Source organism: Limnobacter thiooxidans (genome assembly GCF_036323495.1).
Lineage (GTDB): Bacteria > Pseudomonadota > Gammaproteobacteria > Burkholderiales > Burkholderiaceae_B > Limnobacter > Limnobacter thiooxidans.
In genome coordinates, this window is the sequence record NZ_AP028947.1 from 3,296,748 (window position 1) to 3,319,923 (window position 23,176).

Genomic DNA, 23,176 nt, shown 5'->3' on the forward strand with positions numbered 1-23,176 from the left:
CCCTAAGAGGCAAATTGCGGTTTGAACCGGTAAACCGCCAAAGTACTGCGCAAATTGCCCAGAAAATCGACCGGTTGACCATGCAAAAAAAGTTGTTTGCCAAGTACTTTATGTCCGATTTGAGCAACCAGTGCTTCGAAGTCCTTGGGCGTGCACAGGTGAATATTGGGCGTGTTGTACCACTGGTAGGGCATTTGCTTGGACACTGGCATGCGACCCCAGGCGATCGACCACACGTGGTACCAATGGCCAAAGTTGGGAAAGCTGACAATGCCTTCTTTGCCTACGCGGGCGATTTCCTTGAGAATGCGCTCGGTGTTGTGCATGGCCTGCAAGGTCTGCGACAGAATCACCACATCGAAAGCATGATCCTCAAACATGGCCAGCCCTTTTTCAAGGTCTTGCTGAATCACGTTGATGCCATTGGCCACGCTGCGCTGCACATTGGTGTCGTCAATTTCAACCCCATAGCCTTTCGCATTGCGGGTTTTCATCAAACGGGCGAGAAAAGAACCATCACCACAGCCCAGGTCGAGCACGCGGGCGCCCATGGGCACCCAGCTTTCAATCAGGTCCAGGTCGGCCCTTGGAACAACAATCGGCAAGGCTTGCACGTCTTGTCGCACGGCATGCAGATTTTTCATGCGAGCTCCTTGGCAATGCGCTCAAAGTAGCCGCGCACCACGTTGTGATAACGCGCATCAGTCAACAAGAAAGCATCATGACCGTGTGGCGCGTCAATTTCAGCATAGGTGACATCGCGCTGGTTGGCCATCAGGGCTTCCACGATTTCACGTGTGCGATCGGGGGCAAAACGCCAGTCGGTGGTGAAGCTGACCAGCAGGAATTTGGCCGTGGCCGCTCGCAGCGCCTTGGTCAGGTCACCGCCTGTGTGACGTGCCGGGTCGAAATAATCAAGCGCCTTGGTGATCAGCAGGTAGGTGTTGGCATCAAAATAATCTGCGAATTTGTCGCCTTGGTAACGCAGGTAACTTTCCACCTGAAAGTCCACGTCCAGCCCGTAGTTGTAGTCGCCAGTGCGCAGGGTGCGCCCAAACTTCTCGGCCATGTCGTCACCGCTGAGGTAGGTGATGTGACCGATCATTCGGGCCAGGCGCAAACCCCGCTTGGGTACCACGCCGTGCTCGTAGTAATTGCCGCCGTGGAAATCCGGGTCGGTGACAATGGCCTGCCTGGCCACTTCATTGAAAGCAATGTTCTGAGCACTCAATTTGGGTGTGGAAGCAATGACCATGCAATGCCCCACACGCTCCGGGTAGCTGAGGCTCCACTGCAAGGCCTGCATGCCACCCAGGCTTCCACCCATGACCGCTGCAAATTTGTGAATGCCGAAATGATCCGCCAAGCGCACTTGGGCATTGACCCAGTCCTGAACGGTAACGAATGGAAAGTCAGCGCCGAAAGGCTTGCCCGTATCTGGATTGATGCTGCTGGGGCCTGTCGAACCAAAACATGACCCAAGGTTGTTCACGCCAAGGACGAAAAATCGGTCGGTGTCCAAGGGTTTGCCGGGGCCAACCATGTTGTCCCACCATCCTTCACTTTTCTCTTGCCCTTCATACAGTCCCGCCACGTGGTGCGAGGCATTCAATGCATGGCACACCAATACGGCATTGCTTTTGTCAGCATTCAAATTACCGTAGGTTTCCACCATGAGGGAGTAGGCAGGCAGAGTCTTGCCGCACTCCAGCAACAGGGGCGCAGAAAATTCAATGAGTTCAGGCTTTACAAAGCCGACAGACTGGTTGGCAGACACAATTCGATATTTCTATGGTTGATTTTTTGTTTGTTCTTCTTGCTAGCCTTTGAGTATAAATCCCAAACAGGCATTGAATACAGTGCAATTGCGGGCGCACGGCGCCCACCGTACAGTTTGCGTGGCTTAGTTCGCTCTTAGTCGCTGTGCAGTTGACGCATCAATGCGTCAACTTTTTCGATATCGAAGGTACGGGTAACCTTCCTGACCAGTTTCTGGGTGGCATCGAAATCGGTTTTCAACAGCAGCTCCTTGACATCGAGCAACTGCGATGGGTGCATGGAATACTGGGTCAGCCCCATGCCAAGAAGCAGGCGGGTCAGGCGAATGTCACCGGCCATTTCGCCACACACGCTGACCGGCACACCCGCTTTTTCAGCCGAATTAATGACCTCGAACACGAGGCGTAGCACCGCAGGGTGCAGCGGGTCATACAGGTGCGCAACCTGGTGGTCAACCCGATCCACGGCGAGCGTGTATTGAATCAGATCGTTGGTGCCAATGGACACGTAATCCAGGTACTTCAAGAATTGGGGCAGGCTGAGTGCGGCAGCCGGCACTTCGATCATGCCGCCAATTGGAACCACCTGGTTGGCTTGAAACCGACGTTCCTGCAGCTGCTCGCGGGCCATGTCGATATAGGCTAAGGCCTGCTTGGTTTCCCGAATGTTGGTCAGCATCGGCAACAGGATTTTCACTGGCCCGGTTTTGGCGGCCCGCAGCAAGGCGCGAATCTGCGTGAGAAAAATTGCAGGCTCGGCCAGACTGAAGCGGATTGAGCGAAGCCCCAGTGCAGATGTGCTGGACACAGGGGGAGCACTGCTGTTGGCCCCGTCAAACTGCAGGGTTTTATCGGCGCCCAAATCGAGTGTGCGCACCGTCACCGGCTTGCCTTTCATGGCCTTGATGACCTTTCGGTAGGCCTCGAATTGCTCGTCCTCAGAAGGCCATTCCTTGCGGTTCATGAACAGGAATTCCGAGCGGAACAGGCCCACGCCGTCGGCGCCCGCATCCACAACGCCTTTCACATCGTCGGGCAATTCAATGTTGGCGAGCAGCTCGATTCGACGGCCGCACTGGGTTCTGGCTTCGGTGGTGATCAGGCGCTTCAGGCGCTGGCGCGACAAGGCGAGTATGGCCTGCTTGCGCTGGTATTCATCGACAACAATGGTGGCGGGGTCCAGAAACACTGCCCCCACCTTCCCATCAACCACCACCAGGTCGCCGTTGTGAATGAATTCAAGCGCACGCGGAACCCCAACCACAGCGGGAATGCCCAGGCTGCGCGCCACAATTGCAGTGTGCGAGGTGGCACCCCCCAGCTCAGTGACGAAGGCCCCAACACGCCGACCTTTCAGTTGCACCATGTCGGCCGGGGAAATGTCGTGCGCCACGATCAACCAGGGGTCTTCGTTCTCCCCTTCTGGCGGCAAAGGCAAGGCTGTTGCATGACCGCGCAGTGACTTCAAGACCCGTTCCACCACCTGGCGCACATCGCTGTTGCGTTCTCGGAAGTAATCGTCCTCAATGGCAGAAAACTGTTCCAGCAACACTTCCATCTGCTCAATCAAGGCCCATTCGGCGTTGATGAGTTTGTTCTGGATCAGGTTTTTCGGCTCTTCCGAAAGGATCGGATCTTGCAGGATCAGGCTGTGCAGGTTCAGAAAGGCATCGAACTCGGCTGGGGAATCCGCGCTGATCTGGCTGCGGATCTCTACCAGTTCGTCGGCCACCCTTTTAACCGCATTGTCGAATCGCTTTTTCTCGAAGCGTACCGATTTTTTGTCGATCCGGTTACGGGGAATGTCCCGCATGGCCGTGTCCCACACCAGGGCTCGGCTGACCGCAATGCCACGGGATACCGCGATGCCATGCAAGGCGAGTGTCATGGTTTATTCGCCTTCACCAAACTTGTCGTCAATCAGGGCCACCAGTGCTGCAATCGCCTCGGTTTCATCACTGCCTTCGGCTTCGAGGGTAACCAGGTGGCCTTTGCCCGCGGCCAGCATCATGACACCCATGATACTTTTCGCATTCACACGCCGCCCCGCCTTGGCAATCCAGATTTCCGACTGAAACCGGCTTGCCGTTTGTGTCAGTTTGACCGATGCGCGGGCGTGCAGGCCCAGTTTATTGCTGATGGTGATTTCTTGCTGAATCATCGCTTTTCGCCGGGTTAAAGGTTTGACGTTGCGGTGCCGTGGCACCTGTGCTCACTATACCGTTTCGACCGCCCATGACCAGTCGCTCGGCAACTTCGTTGATGGGCAGATCCCGAAATCCCAAGGCACGCAACACCATGGGCAAGTTACAGCCGGACACCAGAACCGTTGGCAAGTTCAAAGACTCCACACCGGCGCGCACTGCGGCATTGGAAGGTGTGGCACCGAACAGATCGGTGAGAAACACCACACCAGTGCCCGCGTGTACGTTACGCGCCGCATCTTGAATGCGCAGCACGGTCTGGTCAATGTCCTCATCACTTCTGACATCCACCACCGAGAACCCTTCCGGTGCCGAACCCATGACGTGCTGAACGCACTGACGGATGGCGTCGCCCAAGGGGGCGTGAGTCACCAAGACAAGCCCCAACATCAGCGAGACTCCTGCAAGGCGTGGTCCACCGCCTGCACAAAAGTGTCAGCAACCGGAAATCCGGTTTGATCCATGATTTCGCGAAAACACGTGGGGCTGGTGACATTCACTTCGGTCAGGTTCTGGCCAATAATGTCCAAACCAACCAGCAACAAGCCCCGCTTTTTAAGTTCAGGCCCCAGTGTGCGGGCAATGTGCCAATCGCTTTCACTCAAGGGCTGCGCGCGCCCGGTGCCACCAGCAGCCAGGTTGCCCCGGTGTTCGCCTTCTTTAGGCAGACGGGCCAAGCAATAGGGTACCGGCTCGCCGTTGATCAACAGGACGCGTTTGTCACCATCCACGATTTCAGGAATGTAACGCTGAATCATGGCGGTTTTTCGGCCGTAATCAGTCAATGTTTCAAGAATAACGCCGATGTTCTGGTCGCCCTTTTTCAGGCGAAAAATTGAGGTTCCGCCCATGCCATCCAGTGGCTTGGCAATCGCATCGGGGTGTTGATCCAGAAAGCTGCGAAGTTGCACTGCGTTTCGTGACACCAGCGTGGGCACCACAAACTGCTCGAACTGGGCAATGGTGAACTTTTCATTGTGGTCGCGAATGGCGCGCGGGCTGTTGAACACACGGGCGCCTTCGCGCTCGGCTTGTTCCAGCAACCAGGTTGCAGTGACAAATTCAGCATCAAATGGCGGGTCTTTGCGCATGATGACAGCATCGAGGTCTTTCAAGGCCACCTCTTCACGCCCTACTTCGGCATACCAAGGCTTGCTCGCACGGTCAATGGCAATCCACACCACGTGTGCACGAACACCACTGCCTGTAGACCAATGAAGTCCACCATCCTCAATCACCCCGACTTTCCAGCCTCGGGACTGGGCCGATTCCATCATAGCAATCGATGAATCTTTTTTTGGGTTCAGGCTGATGAGCGGATCAATCACGCACACAAAACTTCTGCTGCTCATGCGGCCAACTCCACGCTGGCCGTGGCCTCCAGTTCTTGCGAGGCGGCCAGGGCAGCCAGGCGACCGATTACGCCATAGGCATAGAAGCGGTTCACTGCCGCATCAGGGCGGTCGCCACAATCGGGGGTGTTGCAGGGGGTTTCAAATGCAAGGGGCACAAAGTGCATGCCAGGTGCATTCAGGTTTTCATCGCGGGCTCGACCTGTGTGTACCCGGTAAAAGCCACCCACCACGTACCGGTCAATCATGTAGACCACGGGTTCTGCTACTGCATCTTCAATACTCTCAAAGGTGTGCACACCCTCTTGAATAATGACATCGGACACTTGCAAGCCTTCCTTGACAACTGACATTTTGTTGCGCTGCTTGCGATTCAACCCCACCACTTCAGAGGCATCCTTCACGGTCATGATCCCCATGCCATAGGTGCCTGCATCGGCTTTGACCACCACGTAAGGCTGCTCGTCAATGCCATATTCAGCGTACTTGATGCGGGTTTTTGCCAGTACCTCATCCACAGCCTCGGCCAGGGATTCTTCCCCAACACGTTCCTGAAAATTGAGCTGGTTGCGGTGCGTGAAGTAAGGGTTGATCAACCACGGATCAATATCCAGCATTTCAGCAAACGATTCCACCACGGAATCATAGGCTTTGAAGTGCGTGCTTTTGCGGCGCGTGGCCCAACCTGCATGCAGGGGCGGCAGCAGGATCTGGTCCTTGATGCCTTGCAACATGGGGGGCACGCCTGCAGACAAGTCGTTGTTCAGCAGGACTGCACAAGGCTCGAGGCCGTCCACACCAACACGGTTGCCCTTGCGGCGCAAAGGCTCCAGCACGATGTGCTGCCCATCGGGAAGGTCAAACCGGGTGGGCTCTGTAATTTCCGGCGACACGGAACCCAGGCGAATATCCAGGCCGGTCTGCTTCAGGATTGCAGCCAGACGGGCCACATTGGTCAGGTAAAAGGTGTTGCGGGTGTGGTTTTCCGGCACCAGCACCATGCTGCGCGCTTCAGGGCAGATTTTTTCAATCGCACTCATGGCGGCTTGAATGGCCAAGGGCATCATTTCAGGGGCCAGGTTGTTGAAACCGCCCGGAAACAGGTTGGTGTCCACGGGTGCCAGCTTGAAACCTGCATTGCGTACATCGACAGAGCTGTAAAACGGCGGGACGTTCTCGTTCCAGGCCATTCGGAACCACCGCTCAATCTCGGTGGTTTTGTCGAGCATTCGTTTTTCAAGATCCAGAAGTGGACCGGTTAAAGCTGTAACTAGATGTGGAACCATCGACATTCTCAGGGTAAGACACTTCGCCAAGTGTAATCCAAAACGCTGCACTGCCACATTGGGGACGGAAAATCGGGTGTGAAGGTGGGTGGCTGGGGAATTGGTGCGGTGTTGGGAGGTTGGGAGGGGGCTCAATGGCCAAGCTCTGCGTGGAAATCTGTTTTTCCAGCGTGTTGCGCCTGTCCGCACTAAACCCGACTCGCCAAAACCCACGGGCGAGTTCGGGTTTTCGCCTTTGGCGACTGTGCAGACAAGCTTCACGCTGGCAGATTTCCCTGAAACGCAGACTTGGCCCCTTGAAGCCTCCCCTCCCCGCCCATCACCGCACGTGAATTCTCTCAGCCACTTGTTGCCTTCACACCCGTTTCTGCGGAGGTCGGAGATTTGCGGGCGGCGGCGATTTGAACGCCGCAAGAGAAGTGCGCAGTGCCTGTTGGGTTCGCATCAGGAATATCTGCCCGCTTGAAACTGGATTGGCGCGCTTGGCTGCAAGCCAACGCCGAGCCCCGACAATGTGTTTTGGAGGGCGAGGCGAGTGCCAAGCCAGGCTTCAAGGAGGGATAACAGACATTCAGCGAACTCAACAGGCACTGCGCACTTCTATTGCCAAAATCAACAAGTCAGCCCCGCAAACGCCAACCCAAAGAAACAGATTGAAGGCAACAAAAAAGGCACCCGAGGGTGCCTTTGAGTCAGCCCATTGTCCCGGGCTGAAGGATCCACCTAAGTGGAGAGTGTACTTACTTGCTGTAGGCTGTTTCACCGTGTGAGGTGATGTCCAGACCTTCACGCTCGGCTTCTTCGCTTACACGCAGACCGATAATCAGATCAACCAGTTTGAATGCAATCACTGAAACCACTGCTGACCATACGATTGTGATAACCACGGCCTTAGCCTGGATCAACACTTGGCTGGCGATGGAATAGTCACCAGCAGCAATCATGGGCCACGGTTGTCCAGTCAGCCACTGCGGATGGGCCACCCAGGTTTGGCGAGTTGAACACGCCTGTCAACAGAGCACCCAAGATACCGCCTACGCCGTGAACGCCGAACACGTCCAGAGAGTCGTCAGCACCCAGCAGCTTCTTCAGACCGGAAACACCCCACAAGCAGATGAAACCTGCCAGCAGACCGATCACGATTGCACCAGCGATACCCACGTTGCCTGCTGCTGGCGTTACTGCCACCAGACCAGCAACAGCACCGGATGCCGCACCCAACATGGAAGCCTTGCCTTTCAGCAGCGCTTCACCGATACACCAGGCCATCACAGCAGCTGCGGTTGCAATCAGGGTGTTTGCGAAGGCCAAGGCAGCGTAGCCGTTGGCTTCCAGAGCAGAACCTGCGTTGAAACCGAACCAGCCCACCCACAGAAGGGACGCACCAACCATGGTCAATGTCAGGCTGTGTGGAGTCATTGCTTCTTTGCCGTAACCAACACGCTTGCCGATCATGTATGCACCCACCAAACCAGCAACAGCGGCGTTGATGTGAACTACAGTACCGCCAGCGAAGTCCAGGGCACCCAATTGCCAGATGTAGCCAGCTTTGCTGGTCATCTCGGCTGCCACTTCGGCGCTTGAGTAAGCATCAGGACCCATCCAGAACCACACCATGTGTGCTACTGGGATGTAGCTGAATGTGAACCACAGCACCATGAACAACAGAACTGCGCCAAACTTGATACGCTCGGCAAACGCGCCCACGATCAGTGCACAAGTGATACCGGCAAATGTAGCCTGGAATGCAGCAAATACGATTTCAGGGATGTATACACCCTTGCTGAACGTTGCAGCGTTTGCAAATGTACCAGCAGCGTTGTCCCAGATACCGTTCAAGAGCACGCGGTCAAATCCACCGATGAATGCGTTGCCTTCTGTAAAGGCCAAGCTGTAGCCGTAAACAAACCACAGCACCACAATCATGGAGAATGTCACCATGACTTGCATCAACACGGACAACATGTTCTTGGAGCGAACCAAACCGCCGTAGAACAGGGCCAAGCCTGGCACTGTCATCATGATGACCAGTAGTGTAGCAACCATCATCCAGGCAGTATCGCCTTTGTCAGGAACGGGTACTGCAGCGGGCGCAGCTTCTTCTGCAGGCGCAGCTTCAGCGGCCATTGGGGCTTCGGCAGCAGGGGCTGCCTCAGGGGCAACAGTTGCGTCGCCAACAGGGGTTGTTACAACGGCTTCGGTGGCAGGTGCTGCAGGCGTTTCTTGCGCAAACACACCAGGGCTGGCAACACTGAAACTCAGTGCGGCGGCCGCTAGCCAGACAGTCAGAAGTTTCTTCATGATTTCCTCACTTCTCTCTGGTTAAAGGGCGTCTTTACCGGTTTCGCCTGTGCGAATACGGGTAACACTCAACAAATCAAACACGAAAATCTTGCCATCGCCTATCTTGCCGGTTTTGGCAGCCGCTTCAATGGCTTCACAGGCCTGATCAACCAGGCTGTCATCCACTGCTGCTTCAATTTTCACTTTGGGCAAAAAGTCGACTACATATTCGGCGCCACGGTACAACTCAGTGTGACCCTTCTGGCGACCAAAACCTTTCACTTCGGTAACCGTAATGCCTTGCACGCCAATGGCAGACAGCGCTTCACGGACTTCATCGAGTTTGAAAGGCTTAATGACTGCTGTGATTAGCTTCATTACGCACTCCTGAATTAAGTTTGAAGAGGGTATAAAACAGCGCCCTCTTCAGAGCGCTGTCTGTATTCAATTTAGAACTTGGCGCTGAAAGTTACGACCAAAGAACCGTCGGTGATGTCATCGTTATTGAAAATAGCTTGTGCATCGTTGTCGGTTTCGATGTAGGCAGCAGTTACTGAATACTTAGGGCTTAGTGCATAAGTCGCAGCCAAGCTGTAATCGGCATATGTATCAACGCCACCAACGCCAGTGCGAAGGTTTGGCAGGTCTTTGTCAAAGCTGGTGATGCCGTAGTGAGCAGTCAAAGACAATGAGTCTGACAAAGGCAAGGTGTAACCCAAATCTAGGTAAGTGGAACCGCCTAGATCAGTACTACCGTTTGCAGCTGTGAACGCGAAGTAGTCGTCAGATACAGCATAGGACAGCTTGGCGTATGCATTGGCGTATGACAACTTGCCATAAACTTCCAATGTGTCAGCATCAGGTCCATTCACTGCTGGAGAAAAACCTTCATAAAAGTAGTACAGGGCACCGACGTCGTAGCCGATACCGTTTGCAAACGAACCAGCATAGCCACCGTAGAAGTCCATTTCCAGGCCAGAGCTTCCTGCACCCAGGTTGTTGATGTTGGAGTTCCAGTTACCAACATAGAAGCCGTTGCTGAAAGCAGCATCGAAACCACCCTGGAATGCCGGACCAGCGTTGGTCTGGGAAATACCACGGAATTTGTAATCTGTGGTGATGTTTGCGTTCGCTGTTGTTGTTACTTCAACAGCTTGTGCAGTAGAAACAGCACCGAATGTGGTTGCGGCGATTGCAGCGACGAGTACTAATTTTTTCATCTCACTCTCCTAAAAATAGATGAATGCCGTAAAGTTTTTTTGGCAAGGCTCTATTAGCGAGAAGCGTGCCAGCAAGCTACCTGTCAGTAAATTCGCGATAAATCCCCCTTTTTCGGGCACAATAAGCATTCGATTTTTTGAATTTTCTGTCATCGCACTGTTTTGGTGCACCGTTTTGGTGCGATGCGATACCACTCTTCCGGGGGAAATTTTGGCCACCAGTCCATTTGATGCAGTTCAATCGAAAATCAGTGAACTTTTGAACGCGAAAGGTTTGCAAACCCTTGAAAATCCAGTGACTCAGCTGATTCGCCAAAGCCTTCAGGATATGGAATTCGTCAGTCTGGAAGACTTCGAGATCCAGCGAGAGGTCTTGAACCGGTTGCGCGAAAAGGTACATGCACTGGAATTGCGCGTGGCAGAGCTGGAAAAGAAAGCCTGATCAATAAGACTTTCTGCCAGCCAGGCCGGGTGACACCAGGCTGGGCACCCGTTTGCCTTTAAAGGTACGGAGGGGATAATCGTTGGGGTTTGACCTCCCGCAAACACTCCCATGCCCCTAGCCACACTCCAAAGCCTGACGTTTGTCGGTGTTCGCCCTATTCCTGTACAAATTGAAGTTCACTTGTCTGCGGGGCTACCCTCATTCGCTTTGGTTGGCCTGCCCGATGCGGAAATTCGGGAATCCAAGGAAAGGGTTCGGTCGGCCCTGTTGAACAGTGGCTTTGAATTTCCCAGCCAACGCATCACAGTCAACCTTGCTCCTGCGGACTTGCCCAAGGGCAGCGCCGCATTTGACCTCGCGGTGGCTTTGGGCATTGCCGCAGCATCGGGTCAGTTGGCCAAGGCCGAACTGCAAGACTGGGTGTTTGCCGGAGAGCTTTCCCTGTCTGGCGCATTGACTGGTGTGCGAAGCCCCTTCGCACTCGCCGTGGCAGCCCGCAAACAGGCGCAACAGCGCAATCGCCCCCTGAAACTGATGATGCCCAAAGCACAGGCCGCTGTGTCCGCAACAGTGCCTGACATTGCGGTGTACGGTGCTGTGTCCTTGTTTGAAGCAGCAGCGCACCTTGTAGGCCATGGCACGCCAATGACACAGGAACAGCCAGGCTGCCCAACCACCGCCACAGGGCAGGCTCTCGACATGGCTGAGGTCATCGGCCACCAAACAGCCAAGCACGCTTTGCTTGCAGCAGCTGCCGGACAACACCACATCCGCCTGGTCGGCCCACCCGGCAGCGGAAAGTCCATGCTAGCGCAACGGATTGGCGGTCTTCTGCCTGCGCTGCCCTTTGAAGACTCACTGGATATCTCAGCCATTCGCAGCCTCAAGGGTGAGGGCGATTCATTCAGTCAGGCGAGGCCATTCAGGAATCCACACCCGAGCAGTTCTATGGCCGCACTGATAGGCGGAGGTAATCCGCCCGCACCCGGCGAAATAACCTTGGCACACCAAGGCATTCTGTTCACAGATGAGGTGCTGGAATTTGACCGGCGCTGCCTTGAATCCTTGCGCGAGCCACTGGAAACAGGGCGAGTCAACATTTCCCGCTCCGGACACCAATCCACCTTTCCAGCCCGCTTTTTATGGGTGTGCGCCCACAACCCATGCCCTTGCGGTTGGCTGGGCCACCCAGTCAAGGAATGCCGCTGCACGCCAGAGCAGGTTCGCCGCTACCAGGCCAAACTGTCAGGCCCCTTGGCCGACAGGCTGGACATTTCAATCGACGTACAACCAGTCGAACATCAAGCCTTGTTACAAGGGTCGCAAGGTGAACACGAATCCGGAAGCAGCGCCGCGCTGCTAACGCAGGTTCTGAAAGCGAGAGAAGTTCAGCTGAACAGACAAGGTTGCCTGAATGGTGAAATGACACCGGGCCAAATCAGCATGCACTGCAAACCCGAACACTCCGCCGAACAGTTGTTACTCAGTTACGCGCAAAAAAACCACCTGTCTGCCCGTGCATTGCACCGAATTTGCCGGGTTGCCCGCACTTTGGCTGATCTGGATGACGCAGCGAATATTCAAAAGAAACAGGTAGCCACCGCCATTCAGTACCGGAAATCACTGAACCTGCCCACGATACCCAATCAAGTGGCGCTGAACGGAATCAAATGACTGGTTTTGCGGCCTGGGCGGGCATACCAAAGCCAACTGCCCAGTTGCATCAACCACAAAAACGCCAATGACAGGCGCATGGCGTCAGTGCTGCTCAGCCCCATGCCGGTGAATGCATCAATGCCCAAGCCGATACCCCACTGTATGCTGAAGGCACCCACAAAAATGAGCAGGTTCAAGGCCGTACTGGATCGACCTGTCAGCTTCTTGGGGAAAGGTTTGTTGCAGGTGGCGTAGGTCATGATGCCGGATGAAATAAGAAAAGCATGGACCAACCAGCCCCACACACTTGAATCACTGCCCTGAACAATTTGCACCGCAAAAAGAATCAAGGACAAGCCCATGCCGATCAGCATGATCTGGTCCTCATCCCCCCCGGCTTTTGAGATGCGGCGTGTCATGAAACCCAATGCCAAATATCCCAGCATCAACACGGCAGATATCCAGAACATGTTTTGCGCGGCCTGCGAATTGCTCAAACCAACCACATTGGTAAACCAGGGCCCCACCCACAAGCCATGAAAGGCCATGAAACCACCCTGGGTGATCATGGCCAATGGCGCCACACGCCAGAAATGCGGGTGAGCATAAATGGCACGGTAACCCTGCGCCATGTCGCCAACAGACTGGGCTTTCTGGGGTTTAAACAGTGCAGGCAGCGCAAACCACAAAGCAAGCCCCGCCAATACACACAGCACAGCGGCCAATCCAAAAACCCCGCGCCAACCCAGCAGCGGCAGGGCAGCTTCAACGGGAGTGGTCACGGTGAGCGCGCCCAGAGAACCTGCAACCAACATCCACGACGACAGGCTGGCTTGAAGATGTGGTCTGAAGTACAGGGAATAGGCTTTGACAGCTGCCATCAGGCAAGCAGACACCCCCACACCGATCAAGGCGCGTCCCAACCAAAGCACGCTGTAACTGTCAGCCACAGCAAACAACAAGGCGCCCAGGGCAGCAAAGCCAATCAACACCGCCTCGACACGGCGGGGGCCGTATCGGTCCAGCATGACCCCGACCGGAAGCTGCATGAGCGCGAAAGACAAAAAATAAGCCGATGCCAAAAATCCCAATTGTCCCGCAGACAAACCCAATTCAGCCACCAAGGGCTGGGCGATTACCGCATTGATGGCGCGAAAAGCATAGGACATGATGTAGGCCGCAGCAAAAATCACGAACATGCGGACGGCCAGGGAGCCACTGACATAAGTGTGCTCTACGCCATCAGGCCCCACTTCACGGGAAACATGGTCCGGGTTAAAACGCATTACATGCCCAAAAGCGAAAACCCGCCCAACCAGGAAGTCAATACCTCGGGCGCGGGCCGCTGGCCTGGCCCCATCAACAACACCTCATACAAAGTACCTTGATGTTCAAAAAATCGTGCATGGGCGAAAGCAACACTGCCATCTGGCAACTTGCCACTCAGAGACATTTCCTGAACTGGTTTGCCAAGCCATTGAATGGACACAAGCTCGGGCTTTTCAGCCGCAATATTATTCGCCACGGCAAGCGCCAATGCATCACGCAAGGCAATTCCCTGGCCCTCCAGGTTTCCCTGCAAAGGCACGGTACCCACAGCGAAATACATGCCTTGCACCTGCGCGGCTTGCAAAGTCAACGGAACCTGCAGACCAATCAAATCCATTGTCCGTGTAACCTGTGCGGGTTTGTCCGGAAATGTGGCCGTGTATCCCAGGTCGGCATTGGGCACAGTGCGCCAGTTGAATTGCGGAGAACACGCGACAAGTGCCCACATCGCGAACAAGGCAATAAAAACGGCACGGCTTTGGGCAAGGATTGAATTCATGAGACGCTTTGAAGCGAGAATTATGCAAGTGCACCATTGTAGGTGCTCTTCAAAAAGATCAACAGCAGTAATAACCAGAGTGTGAGCAGAATGGGTATTGTCAAATTCAAGTCCAAGGCCGCCGGTGACATCGTTATGTTCAAAACGAACGCCGCTCAAATATTCAAAATTATCGGAATCGATTCAAGCGAGCGAGGCGTCATTGAACCCCAAGACCTGGCGCATGCTCATGCCCAGTTGGTGGCAGCCATCAACACCGAACGCATGGCCAAGGCAGAGAACCCGATCGATGAAGACGAACTGGACGACGAAGAAAAGATTGCGTTGAAAAACCACGTCAGCCTTGAACAGCGTGCCTACACGTTCTTGAAAATGCTGGAAGAAGCGCAGAAGAAAAATGTAGATGTACACTGGGGCTTTTAAGCCCCAGTTGACGGTCAAGCGTTGACTGTATCTCGCCGACGCACTGGGCCAGCGATGGCCTCGACCTGCATTTGGGTCTTTTTGCCCACGCCAATCAGAAAGCCCAGTTCGGCGACCACAAACAATGGCCCAATGGCCAAACCGATCAAGTCATCGACAAATGCGGGTTTGCGACCCTCGTAATAATGACCAATGAACTGGATCACCCAACCCACCACAAACACACCCACGCCTGCACTCAGCCACAACACCGTGCTAACCGTCGCGAAATGTCCGGCGGTCAGTAACAAGGCGCCGTGGATCAGGAACATGGCCAAGCCATAGGTCAGGCTGAGCTTGAAGTAAAAAAGGCTGGACAACAAAAATACAAGCAGCGCAGGTGTCACAGCAATGCCGGCCACATCAACAGAAACTCGCGACAACAAAATCAGGACGGACAACACGATGATCGGCACACCGATGAAATGGGTGGCGATGTTTCTCGGGTCACGGTGGTAGGTGGCGTAAGTAGCCAACTGCTCGACCAAGGTTTTCATGGATTGCGCTCCAGCGATACTTTTGTATCTTGTTTGTGATTTTAGGACTGTATGGTTACAAATCAACCGTCGAAAGTCTGTCAATTGCCTGACATTTGATGCTAATTTACAAAAAGAGGCAGACACACCCACAATAAATCGATGCAAATACACAATATTCACCAAATACTGGCACGCGGACGCTGGTTCGCCAACTTGCCCGGCAATCTGCAACAGGCACTGCTCAAACACGGCACTGTCCGGCAGTTTCGAAGTGGTGAACGACTGTTTTCCCGCGGAGACTGTACCGACGGGATTTACGGCATGTTGAACGGAACGGTTCAAATTGTTGGAGCCAACAAACACGGGGCTGACGACCGGCACGTCATTTTGACACTGATTGATTCGCCAGACTGGTTTGGCGAAATCTGCCTGTTTGACCGCCAACCCCGCACTCACGACGCCCTGGCTGACGGACCCGTCACAGTATTCCACGTGCGGCAAAACCTGCTGGATCAATTGACCGCAGAAAACCCCTTGTTCTGGCGGGAATTCGGCCTGTTGCTGACCCAGAAAGTAAGACTTATTTTCGGAGCCATTGAAGATGCCGCGTTGCTGCCCACGCACATGCGCCTGGCGCGACGACTGCTGCAGATGGCCGAAGGCTATGGCATCCGGTCTGACAGCAACACTGTCAGCGCCCGAACACTGCATGTATCGCAGGAGAAACTTTCTGCCATGTTGTCAATTTCAAGACAAACCGTGAACCAGATGCTCAAGGAACTGGAACATGAAGGTTTATTACAACTGGGGCGGGGAAATATTGAAATTCTGGACTTGGAAAGGTTGAAGCAAAAAGCACAACTGAGTTAGTTGCATCCAAATCACATCCGTTTGTGTTTAACTTTCTGTCACCTTTTGGGTTGGCATGGATTTTGGAATCACAGATAGAGGGAAGCAATAATGAAATTCAAGAAAAATTTTGTAGCGCTGGCATTATCCACCTTGGTATTGGGCGGTTGTTTTCTGGATGATGACAACACACCGCTGAGTGCTGGCGACGTATTCGTTTTGACCTCGAACGGTCAACTGGCCTCATTCAACAGAACCGAACCGAGCGTTGTTCGCACTTCAGTGCAAATTTCCGGCGTGTTGAGCGGTGATACCTTGCTGGGCATGGATTTCCGACCACGCGACGGGCAACTGTATGCCATCGCACGAACCACACCAGGCAACGGTGGCCGCTTGTACACTATCAATACCACAACAGGTGTAGCAACGGCAGGTGCGGCACTCATCCCCGCAACAACGCCCACCATCAATGGCGCGTTTACTACCCTCGACCCGGCTGCAACATCATTTGCTGTGGACTTTAACCCGGTACCCGATGCATTGCGCGTGATCAGCGATACCGGTCAAAACTTGAGAATTTTTGTGGCTGCGGCGACTGGCCGAATCGCTGGTGAAACGTTTGTCGACGGCACCACCAACACTTCAGCACCAACAGCAGACATTTCCGGTGCTGCATACACAAACTCGTTTGATGGCACCACCAGCACTCGCTTGCTCAACATTGACACCGCAGGCGACAACCTCACGTTTCAGAACCCACCCAATGATGGTACACAGGTTGTAGCTGCACCTTTGGGCGTGAACGCCACCGGCACGGCTGGCTTCGACATTGATCCCCGCAACAACCGCGGCTACGCTTTGTTGAATGTAGGCGGCAGCGTGGTATTTCACACTATTGCAATTCCAGACTCCACTGCCACCCTTCCAGTGGCGGGTCCAGCAGCTGTTGCGGTGGGCAGCGTGAATATTTCAGGAGTTGTGGGCATGGCACTTGCGCCAGCAACAGCCCCTGTTGCCGTTGCTCTGGATGGCAACACGGCAGGTGCCCAGCGTTTGTTGAAGTTCGGCATTCGTACACCCAACACAGCAACCGCCACCAACGTGACCGGACTGCCCTCGGGCGAACGCCTGCTCTCGATCGACTTCCGCCCAAGCAATGGCCGCCTGTATGGTCTCACCAGTGCGGGCAAAATTTTCACGATCAACCCCGACACAGGCGCTGCTACCCTGGGTTCAACGCTTAGTGTGGCCACAGAAATTGTGAATGGCTTGGCGGCTGGCAAGAACTACGCCATCGATTTCAACCCGGCAGCCGATGCTCTGCGCATAGTCAGCTCGGGTGATGGGGACAATGTGTCGAAAAACTATCGCATTGCCGGTGCCAACCTGGAAAGCAGCGGCACTACAACGACCGATACCAACCTGACGCTGGCTGGCGTGGGTACTGGATTTGGTATTGCACAGATTGCTTACGCCAACAGCTTTGCAAATCCGGCCCCTACTACAACCCGTATGTTTGATATCGACGCAGACAACAATCGCTTGCTGCAGCAAGTACCACCTAACGATGGCACTTTGACGGTAATCGGCGCCACTGGCACTGCATTTAATGACTACGGTGGCTTCGATATTTCAGGTGGCGACAACGGCATGGTACTTATGGCCAACCGCGTGGGTGCTATGGGTGCTTTCAGCCTGTTCACAGCGAACTTGGGAACAGGTGCTACAACAGCAGCAGGTGTAGCCAGCGGCACTTCAGAAATTGGTTCTGGCGCTACATTGAGCACGGACATCCGCTCACTTTCAGTCAAGTTTTAAATCTAGGTACTCCATAAAAAAAACCCCGGTTCAAAAGACCGGGGTTTTTTTATTCACGTCTGCAAAAAAGCATCGCTTTACTTCAACGCCACCGCTGTACCGATAAACATGATCGGCCCGGTAGGCCGGTTTACCAGTGGGGACCCGTCCTTGGGCTCCAGAGTCACCTCAAACAATTGTTGCTCAACCAACGTGGGCAGCATGTCGGCAGGCAGTTCAAGTGGCTTGCCCAGTTCCATCAAGCCCAGTGAGGTAGGGCCGGAATCGGTAGGGGCCTTCGTCCACAACTGCAACGACTTTCCCATGTTGGCCGGGTTGCCTTCAATCGGCAAACCGCCAATTTGATACACCCGAATGGTGTCGTTCTGGCGTGCTTCCACCAGCCACTCGGTGGACTTGTCCGGGCTTTTCATCACGGCCACATAACGGGGGCCAGAATTCAATTGCTGGCTTGCACCCAACAACTGAACACCCAGAACCACCACAGCGGCGCTGGCAGCCACGGCCCACCCCTTCCACAACCATGCGAAAGTTGAAGCAACCGCATTTGGCGCGGACACTGAAGAGTTAACCGATCGGTTCACTCTGGCCCACACTTCGGGGCTCACCGGCGCCTGTTCAAGCTTTCTGGACATGGCGGCGAAATGGTCCGTCCATTTGCTTACTTCCAGTGCCAAATCAGGTTCCTGATTCAAACGGCGCTCAAACTCCTGTCGCTCGGCGCCTGTCATCACGCCGAGCACGTACTCGCCAGCCTCGATGATCCTGGCTTCTGACTGCGACTCTGTCATGACAAACACTCCTTTAATTTCAACAACCCGCGGCGTATCCAGCTTTTGACGCTGCCCAAGGGCGAATCCAACCGCTTTGCAATTTGTTCGTGTGTGTACCCATCCACAAAAGCCAACACAATGGCATTGCGCTTTGTTTCATCCAGCTTGCCAAGGCAGGCACTCAACTTATCGGCCTCTTGGGCCAACTCTTGATTGTCTGTCGTGGACATTTCCGGTACATCATGGTCTTCGGAAGACACTTCCATCATGCGCTTACGCACTGAATTCAGGGCTTGATTGCGCACCACCGTGTAAACCCAACCGCGGGCAGAACCCAAGGCGGGCGAGTAAAGTCGGGAACGATTCCAAACCTTCACCATCGCGTCGTGCAACACTTCTTCAGCCAATTCTCGCCGTTTCACGATTCGATAGGCCACGGCGAACAGCCAGCGGCTGTCACGGGCATAGATAGCCTGCAAAGCAAACTTTTCTCCGCGCGCGCAGGCAAGAAGCGCCGCCTCGTAATCAAAGTCGTCCGGTTCTGATGTATTTTTTTCGGTCACGATAACACTACACTGGGTTGAAACAGACAGATGCAGGTGGGCAGAACAATTTCAGGTCCCACCCATGCAGGTTATATCAACGGCTCAATGCCATTAATCCTCAAGCAAGGCGCGCAGCATCCAGGCTGTTTTCTCGTGAACGTCCATGCGCTGGGTGAGAAGATCCGCTGAAGGCAGGTCATCACCATCTTCAATCACAGGAAAAATTTCACGGGCTGTGCGGGCGATTGCTTCATGTCCCTTGGCCAGGATTTCAACCATTTCCATGGCCTTGGGTGGCGTAGCCGGTGCATCTTTCAAGGTACTCAATTTTGAGAAGGCTGCGTAAGAACCCGGGGCGTGAAAACCCAGAGCACGAATGCGCTCAGCGATTGGGTCTACCGCATTCCACATCTCAGTGTATTGGCCCATGAACATGGTGTGCAATGTATTGAACATCTTGCCAGTCACGTTCCAGTGAAAATTGTGCGTGGTCAGGTAAAGCGTATAAGTTTCTGCCAGCAACCGGCTCAAGCCTTGGGCGATCGCTGCACGCTTGGCGTCAGGAATACCAATATTGATGGAAGGCATGTCAGGCTTCTTGCTGGATGTTCTGGATTTCACGCTGGTTTTCGCAGCTGTTTTTGCCATGGAATACTCTCCGTTATTAATTGAATAGATTATTGACTGAACGGGTTGGAAATAGTTGCCACACCATTGATGTGCACCGAACCCAGATACAGTTTGCCATTAAAGGGCGTCACCTGCGTCACATAGTAAAAGTAGCCGCCCGCCTTTTCTGCTTGCAGATTGGCAATCACGGTGCCTTTCGGGCTTAGTGCAATGGCCATGGCATACGGTTTGATCGGAAACTGGACGTGGTTCAACAATTTTGCCATGGCTTTGCGAATACCTGGCTTGTCAGCCAAAGAATCCAGCAAAGGGTCGCGCAGGCTGGGAATTGCGACCCAGTAATTGCCATCGCTGTCTGTTCGAATGTTGTCTGGAAAGCCGGGAAGGCCTTCGGCGAAAGTGTCGCTTTGGCCTGTCTTCTCGCCTCGCAACCAGTAACGGGTGATTTTGTAGTCCGCAGTTTCGTTCACCAGAACATACTCACCACCTTTTGATATTGTGACACCGTTGGCAAATTGCAAACCGCTGAGTAATGTTTTGGTCTCTCCAGTTTGAAAATCGTAGCGTAACAGGCGGCCATTGCCTGCATGTTCCAGCACGTCAAGCACATAGCTGTTCAAATCAAATTTGCTGGAGGCATCCGAAAAATAGGCGTATCGCCCGTCGGCGCTCACAGCCACATCGTCTACAAACTTGAACGGCAAACCTTCGGACTCCACCGCCAGCACACTGACCTCGCCTTGCAGCGTCACCTTCAACAAGCCCTTGATCGCATCGGCCACCACCAGAAACCCTTCGGGATGAAAAACCAAACCCAAAGGCCGCCCCCGCGTGTTGGCAATCAAGTCAAAAGGCGTGGTCTGCAAGCTTTCCTGAACCTGCATCTTCTCAGGGTTGAAGCGCACAATTTCACCGGTGTTCATGCCGGTGTACAGCAAGCCATCAGGCCCCACTGCAATCGATTCAGGTTGCAACAGGTTGTAAGTGCCAAACACCTGGGCATCGTCCAGCAAAGTGTTTCTGGCATACGGCCCAGAATCCATGCTGGGCATGGGTGGTGCAACCCAGCTGACCGGCTCGGCCGGGGTGGAATCAAACACCACCACACCGCAAACCAGCGCAACTGGCAACAATACAACCGCAATCAAAACTTTACCCAAAGCACGCATGTTGTTGACACCTTCTGTTTTCCGATAGCATGGATGATATCGGAGGAAACAATCCGGGCACTCAAAAAATCAGGAGACAGGTTGTGAATTTTGAACCCAGCGCCAAGGCGCAAGACTTTGTAAAGCGCGTTCGCGCCTTCATGAAAACCGAGATAGCGCCCATTGAAGCGGCTTACTGGGACAAAATCGAGGCCCAATGCAATGGCCGCGAATGGAAGCACTGGCGCATCCCCCCGGAAATGGAAGCCCTGAAAAGCAAGGCCCGCGAAGCGGGATTGTGGAACATGTTTCTGCCCGACAACAAGCTGGGCGCAGGCCTGAGCACGATGGAATATGCCCTGGTGGCCGAGGAAACAGGCCGCAGCCTCATGGCCCCAGAGGTGTTCAACTGCAACGCCCCCGACACCGGCAACATGGAAGTGCTCTGGAAATACGGCAGCGATGCGCAAAAAAAGGAATGGCTGGAACCCTTGCTGGCCGGTGAAATTCGCTCCGTGTTCTGCATGACAGAACCTGATGTGGCCAGCAGCGACGCCACCAACATGCAAGCCACCGCCACGCTGGAAGGCGATGAGGTGGTCATCAGCGGGACCAAGTGGTGGAGCAGCGGCATCGGCGACCCTCGCGCGAAAATTGCCATTGTCATGGCGCGAACCGAGAACCCCGACCTGGATCGGCACCACCAGCACACCATGGTACTGGTGCCCTTGAATACACCGGGAGTGACCATCAAGCGCATGCTGCCCGTGTTTGGCACTCACGATGAACCACATGGCCATGGCGAGGTGGAATTCAACAATGTGCGTGTGCCGCTGGGCAATGTCATTGCCGGTTTGGGCAAAGGCTTCGAAATCGCACAAGGTCGCTTGGGGCCTGGCCGAATTCACCACTGCATGCGCTGCATTGGGGCCGCAGAAGAATCACTGGACCTGATGATCAAACGCGGCATTTCCCGCGTTGCCTTTGGCAAACCGCTGATCAACCTGGGCGGTAACCGCGAACGGGTGGCCGAGGCCCGCCTGGCGATAGACCAGGCCCGCTTGCTGACCTTGTACGCTGCATGGAAACTTGACCAACTGGGCGCGCTCGGCGCCATGACAGAGATTGCGGCCATCAAGGTGGTGGCGCCCAATGTGCTGGAACAGGTGGTGGACATGGCCATTCAAATGCACGGTGGTGCGGGTGTGAGCCGCGACACGCCATTGTCCGGGTTTTACATCCAGGCACGAAGCCTGCGCCTGGCCGACGGGCCGGATGAAGTGCACAAAGGCGTGATTGCCCGCATCGAGATGATGAAGAGGGGATTCAAATAATGGTCGACGCTGTGAAACAAGTCATTGATTCCGGCAGCGCAGTTCGAAAAGGCGAGGAACTGGACACGCAAGCAGTCACCGCGTGGCTTCGCACACAGGGTCTGGCACTGAGCGACACACCGGAATTGACCCAGTTTTCTGGCGGTGCGTCCAACTGGACTTACCGCTTGAAATACCCGGAAGCAGACCTGATATTGCGCCGCCCCCCCAAGGGCACCAAGGCCAAGGGGGCGCATGACATGGGCCGCGAATACCGGATTCAAAGCCTGCTGAAGCCCGTGTACCCCCATGTGCCAAGGATGGTGGGCCACTGTGCCGATGAATCAGTGATTGGCAGCGAGTTTTATGTGATGGAGCGCATTGAAGGCATTATTCCTCGCAAGCACATGCCGCGCGGCATGGCCTTGAGCAAGGACGAAGCCCGAGAGTTGAGCACTAATTTCCTGGACCGCCTGATTGAACTGCATCAAATCGATATTTACAGCAGCGGGCTGGACGTGTTGAGCAAAGGCAGTGGTTACACGCGCCGCCAACTCGATGGCTGGAATCAGCGCTATGACAAAGTACGCACCTGGAATGTCAGCTCGTTCAATTCAGTGCGCAAGTGGCTGGATGCAAACTGCCCGGACGATGTGAAGCTTTGCATGATCCACAACGACTGGCGGCTGGACAACGTGGTGCTAAACCCAAACAACCCCACCGAGATTATTGGCACGCTGGACTGGGAGCTGTCTACGGTCGGCGACCCCCTGATGGATCTGGGCAGCGTGATCACCTACTGGGTGCAGGGCGACGACAACTTTTTCATGAAGATGCTGCAACGACAACCTTCCAGCCTGCCCGGCATGCTGACCCGCAAAGAAATGGTGAAGTACTACCTAGAAAAAACCGGCCTGCACACCGACAACTGGACTTTCTACGAGGTGTTCGGTTTGTTCCGTATTGCGGTGATTGCGCAGCAGATTTATTACCGCTACTACTACCGTCAAACCCGCAACCCAGCCTTTAAAAACTTCTGGATCATGGTGAACTACGTCAACTGGCGCTGCAAATCCCTGATCAAGCAATCAGGCCGCCAAGGGTAAA

23 protein-coding genes and 1 pseudogene are annotated in these 23,176 nt (G+C 54.5%); 7 read left to right on the forward strand and 17 right to left on the reverse strand.

The annotated features are described in order from the left end of the window. Positions 1 to 2 precede the first annotated feature (2 nt). The 10 genes and pseudogenes from metW to RGQ30_RS15075 all read right to left on the reverse strand — a co-directional run bounded on the left by metW (position 3) and on the right by RGQ30_RS15075 (position 10,123). Complete coding sequence (gene metW, locus RGQ30_RS15030) at positions 3 to 644, reverse strand: methionine biosynthesis protein MetW (RefSeq protein WP_298217994.1); 642 nt, start codon at positions 642 to 644, stop codon at positions 3 to 5. Further along, entirely contained in the window at positions 641 to 1,777 is a 1,137-nt protein-coding gene (gene metX / locus RGQ30_RS15035; RefSeq protein WP_130557452.1) for a homoserine O-succinyltransferase MetX, read from the reverse strand. The genes metW and metX overlap by 4 nt, the downstream gene beginning before the upstream one ends. Before the next feature lie 137 nt (positions 1,778 to 1,914). After that, positions 1,915 to 3,666 carry a phosphoenolpyruvate--protein phosphotransferase gene (ptsP, locus tag RGQ30_RS15040; RefSeq protein ID WP_130557451.1) on the reverse strand — a complete coding sequence of 584 codons (1,752 nt, stop codon included), beginning with the start codon at positions 3,664 to 3,666 and terminating at the stop codon, positions 1,915 to 1,917. 3 nt (positions 3,667 to 3,669) lie between these two features. After that, the gene (locus tag RGQ30_RS15045) at positions 3,670 to 3,939 is read right to left on the reverse strand and encodes an HPr family phosphocarrier protein (RefSeq protein ID WP_130557450.1); all 270 of its coding nucleotides are present in this window, start codon (positions 3,937 to 3,939) and stop codon (positions 3,670 to 3,672) included. Continuing rightward, positions 3,908 to 4,372, reverse strand: a complete 465-nt coding sequence (locus RGQ30_RS15050; protein ID WP_130557449.1) for a PTS sugar transporter subunit IIA — start codon at positions 4,370 to 4,372, stop codon at positions 3,908 to 3,910. Before RGQ30_RS15050 ends, RGQ30_RS15045 begins: the two co-directional genes overlap by 32 nt. Beyond that, positions 4,372 to 5,334 (reverse strand): glutathione synthase, encoded by a 963-nt coding sequence (gshB, locus tag RGQ30_RS15055; RefSeq protein ID WP_130557448.1) that lies wholly within the window; start codon positions 5,332 to 5,334, stop codon positions 4,372 to 4,374. The genes RGQ30_RS15050 and gshB overlap by 1 nt, the downstream gene beginning before the upstream one ends. Then, on the reverse strand, positions 5,331 to 6,620 hold the full coding sequence (gshA, locus tag RGQ30_RS15060) for a glutamate--cysteine ligase (protein WP_130558019.1): 1,290 nt from the start codon (positions 6,618 to 6,620) through the stop codon (positions 5,331 to 5,333). The genes gshB and gshA overlap by 4 nt, the downstream gene beginning before the upstream one ends. Before the next feature lie 740 nt (positions 6,621 to 7,360). Further along, positions 7,361 to 8,921 (reverse strand): annotated as a pseudogene (locus RGQ30_RS15065) (ammonium transporter). 21 nt (positions 8,922 to 8,942) lie between these two features. Beyond that, positions 8,943 to 9,281 (reverse strand): P-II family nitrogen regulator, encoded by a 339-nt coding sequence (locus RGQ30_RS15070; protein ID WP_130557446.1) that lies wholly within the window; start codon positions 9,279 to 9,281, stop codon positions 8,943 to 8,945. Positions 9,282 to 9,352: 71 nt separating this feature from the next. After that, positions 9,353 to 10,123, reverse strand: a complete 771-nt coding sequence (locus RGQ30_RS15075; protein WP_130557445.1) for a TorF family putative porin — start codon at positions 10,121 to 10,123, stop codon at positions 9,353 to 9,355. A 211-nt stretch (positions 10,124 to 10,334) separates the two neighbouring features. Here RGQ30_RS15075 and RGQ30_RS15080 point away from each other — a divergent pair, with 211 nt between their 5' ends. Beyond that, positions 10,335 to 10,565, forward strand: coding sequence for an accessory factor UbiK family protein (locus RGQ30_RS15080; protein WP_298218009.1), 231 nt, complete (start codon positions 10,335 to 10,337; stop codon positions 10,563 to 10,565). Between the two features lie 111 nt (positions 10,566 to 10,676). Continuing rightward, complete coding sequence (locus RGQ30_RS15085) at positions 10,677 to 12,242, forward strand: YifB family Mg chelatase-like AAA ATPase (RefSeq protein WP_130557443.1); 1,566 nt, start codon at positions 10,677 to 10,679, stop codon at positions 12,240 to 12,242. On the opposite strand, the gene RGQ30_RS15090 is transcribed toward RGQ30_RS15085, so the two are convergent. Further along, on the reverse strand, positions 12,215 to 13,510 hold the full coding sequence (locus RGQ30_RS15090; RefSeq protein WP_130557442.1) for an MFS transporter: 1,296 nt from the start codon (positions 13,508 to 13,510) through the stop codon (positions 12,215 to 12,217). The two genes, RGQ30_RS15085 and RGQ30_RS15090, sit on opposite strands and share 28 nt — an antisense overlap. Beyond that, positions 13,510 to 14,052 carry a hypothetical protein gene (locus RGQ30_RS15095; RefSeq protein WP_130557441.1) on the reverse strand — a complete coding sequence of 181 codons (543 nt, stop codon included), beginning with the start codon at positions 14,050 to 14,052 and terminating at the stop codon, positions 13,510 to 13,512. The genes RGQ30_RS15090 and RGQ30_RS15095 overlap by 1 nt, the downstream gene beginning before the upstream one ends. Before the next feature lie 90 nt (positions 14,053 to 14,142). Here RGQ30_RS15095 and RGQ30_RS15100 point away from each other — a divergent pair, with 90 nt between their 5' ends. After that, a complete protein-coding gene (locus RGQ30_RS15100; RefSeq protein ID WP_130557440.1) occupies positions 14,143 to 14,475 on the forward strand; it encodes a DUF1840 domain-containing protein in 333 nt (110 codons plus the stop codon). A 14-nt stretch (positions 14,476 to 14,489) separates the two neighbouring features. On the opposite strand, the gene RGQ30_RS15105 is transcribed toward RGQ30_RS15100, so the two are convergent. Then, positions 14,490 to 15,011: an Mpo1 family 2-hydroxy fatty acid dioxygenase gene (locus RGQ30_RS15105; RefSeq protein WP_130557439.1), complete on the reverse strand. Its 522-nt coding sequence runs from the start codon at positions 15,009 to 15,011 to the stop codon at positions 14,490 to 14,492. A 141-nt stretch (positions 15,012 to 15,152) separates the two neighbouring features. Between RGQ30_RS15105 and RGQ30_RS15110 the strand changes: the two genes are divergently transcribed. After that, complete coding sequence (locus RGQ30_RS15110) at positions 15,153 to 15,863, forward strand: Crp/Fnr family transcriptional regulator (RefSeq protein WP_130557438.1); 711 nt, start codon at positions 15,153 to 15,155, stop codon at positions 15,861 to 15,863. A gap of 90 nt (positions 15,864 to 15,953) precedes the next feature. Beyond that, entirely contained in the window at positions 15,954 to 17,660 is a 1,707-nt protein-coding gene (locus RGQ30_RS15115; RefSeq protein ID WP_130557437.1) for a DUF4394 domain-containing protein, read from the forward strand. A gap of 77 nt (positions 17,661 to 17,737) precedes the next feature. Here the strand turns inward: RGQ30_RS15115 and RGQ30_RS15120 are convergent, their stop codons facing one another. The 4 genes from RGQ30_RS15120 to RGQ30_RS15135 form a co-directional block, all read right to left on the reverse strand. Continuing rightward, positions 17,738 to 18,451, reverse strand: coding sequence for an anti-sigma factor (locus RGQ30_RS15120; protein WP_130557436.1), 714 nt, complete (start codon positions 18,449 to 18,451; stop codon positions 17,738 to 17,740). Continuing rightward, positions 18,448 to 18,996 carry a sigma-70 family RNA polymerase sigma factor gene (locus tag RGQ30_RS15125; RefSeq protein WP_130557435.1) on the reverse strand — a complete coding sequence of 183 codons (549 nt, stop codon included), beginning with the start codon at positions 18,994 to 18,996 and terminating at the stop codon, positions 18,448 to 18,450. Before RGQ30_RS15125 ends, RGQ30_RS15120 begins: the two co-directional genes overlap by 4 nt. Before the next feature lie 93 nt (positions 18,997 to 19,089). Beyond that, the gene (locus RGQ30_RS15130; RefSeq protein ID WP_130557434.1) at positions 19,090 to 19,626 is read right to left on the reverse strand and encodes a Dps family protein; all 537 of its coding nucleotides are present in this window, start codon (positions 19,624 to 19,626) and stop codon (positions 19,090 to 19,092) included. Positions 19,627 to 19,655: 29 nt separating this feature from the next. After that, positions 19,656 to 20,777, reverse strand: coding sequence for an SMP-30/gluconolactonase/LRE family protein (locus tag RGQ30_RS15135; protein WP_130557433.1), 1,122 nt, complete (start codon positions 20,775 to 20,777; stop codon positions 19,656 to 19,658). Positions 20,778 to 20,860: 83 nt separating this feature from the next. Between RGQ30_RS15135 and RGQ30_RS15140 the strand changes: the two genes are divergently transcribed. Together RGQ30_RS15140 and RGQ30_RS15145 are read left to right on the forward strand one after the other, a co-directional pair. Beyond that, positions 20,861 to 22,090, forward strand: a complete 1,230-nt coding sequence (locus tag RGQ30_RS15140; RefSeq protein WP_130557432.1) for an acyl-CoA dehydrogenase family protein — start codon at positions 20,861 to 20,863, stop codon at positions 22,088 to 22,090. Next, positions 22,090 to 23,175: a phosphotransferase family protein gene (locus RGQ30_RS15145; protein WP_130557431.1), complete on the forward strand. Its 1,086-nt coding sequence runs from the start codon at positions 22,090 to 22,092 to the stop codon at positions 23,173 to 23,175. The genes RGQ30_RS15140 and RGQ30_RS15145 overlap by 1 nt, the downstream gene beginning before the upstream one ends. Position 23,176: the final 1 nt, after the last annotated feature.

Coding starts and splice junctions, on each gene's coding strand:
- RGQ30_RS15075 (WP_130557445.1), bottom strand. CDS start 10,123: ATGAAAAAATTAGTACTCGTCGCTGCAATCGCCGCAACCACATTCGGT.
- RGQ30_RS15050 (WP_130557449.1), bottom strand. CDS start 4,372: ATGTTGGGGCTTGTCTTGGTGACTCACGCCCCCTTGGGCGACGCCATC.
- RGQ30_RS15130 (WP_130557434.1), bottom strand. CDS start 19,626: ATGGCAAAAACAGCTGCGAAAACCAGCGTGAAATCCAGAACATCCAGC.
- ptsP (WP_130557451.1), bottom strand. CDS start 3,666: ATGACACTCGCCTTGCATGGCATCGCGGTATCCCGTGGCATTGCGGTC.
- RGQ30_RS15105 (WP_130557439.1), bottom strand. CDS start 15,011: ATGAAAACCTTGGTCGAGCAGTTGGCTACTTACGCCACCTACCACCGT.
- metW (WP_298217994.1), bottom strand. CDS start 644: ATGAAAAATCTGCATGCCGTGCGACAAGACGTGCAAGCCTTGCCGATT.
- gshB (WP_130557448.1), bottom strand. CDS start 5,334: ATGAGCAGCAGAAGTTTTGTGTGCGTGATTGATCCGCTCATCAGCCTG.
- RGQ30_RS15145 (WP_130557431.1), top strand. CDS start 22,090: ATGGTCGACGCTGTGAAACAAGTCATTGATTCCGGCAGCGCAGTTCGA.
- RGQ30_RS15115 (WP_130557437.1), top strand. CDS start 15,954: ATGAAATTCAAGAAAAATTTTGTAGCGCTGGCATTATCCACCTTGGTA.
- RGQ30_RS15090 (WP_130557442.1), bottom strand. CDS start 13,510: ATGCGTTTTAACCCGGACCATGTTTCCCGTGAAGTGGGGCCTGATGGC.
- RGQ30_RS15110 (WP_130557438.1), top strand. CDS start 15,153: ATGCAAATACACAATATTCACCAAATACTGGCACGCGGACGCTGGTTC.
- RGQ30_RS15120 (WP_130557436.1), bottom strand. CDS start 18,451: ATGACAGAGTCGCAGTCAGAAGCCAGGATCATCGAGGCTGGCGAGTAC.
- RGQ30_RS15095 (WP_130557441.1), bottom strand. CDS start 14,052: ATGAATTCAATCCTTGCCCAAAGCCGTGCCGTTTTTATTGCCTTGTTC.
- RGQ30_RS15070 (WP_130557446.1), bottom strand. CDS start 9,281: ATGAAGCTAATCACAGCAGTCATTAAGCCTTTCAAACTCGATGAAGTC.
- RGQ30_RS15085 (WP_130557443.1), top strand. CDS start 10,677: ATGCCCCTAGCCACACTCCAAAGCCTGACGTTTGTCGGTGTTCGCCCT.
- gshA (WP_130558019.1), bottom strand. CDS start 6,620: ATGGTTCCACATCTAGTTACAGCTTTAACCGGTCCACTTCTGGATCTT.
- RGQ30_RS15045 (WP_130557450.1), bottom strand. CDS start 3,939: ATGATTCAGCAAGAAATCACCATCAGCAATAAACTGGGCCTGCACGCC.
- RGQ30_RS15100 (WP_130557440.1), top strand. CDS start 14,143: ATGGGTATTGTCAAATTCAAGTCCAAGGCCGCCGGTGACATCGTTATG.
- RGQ30_RS15135 (WP_130557433.1), bottom strand. CDS start 20,777: ATGCGTGCTTTGGGTAAAGTTTTGATTGCGGTTGTATTGTTGCCAGTT.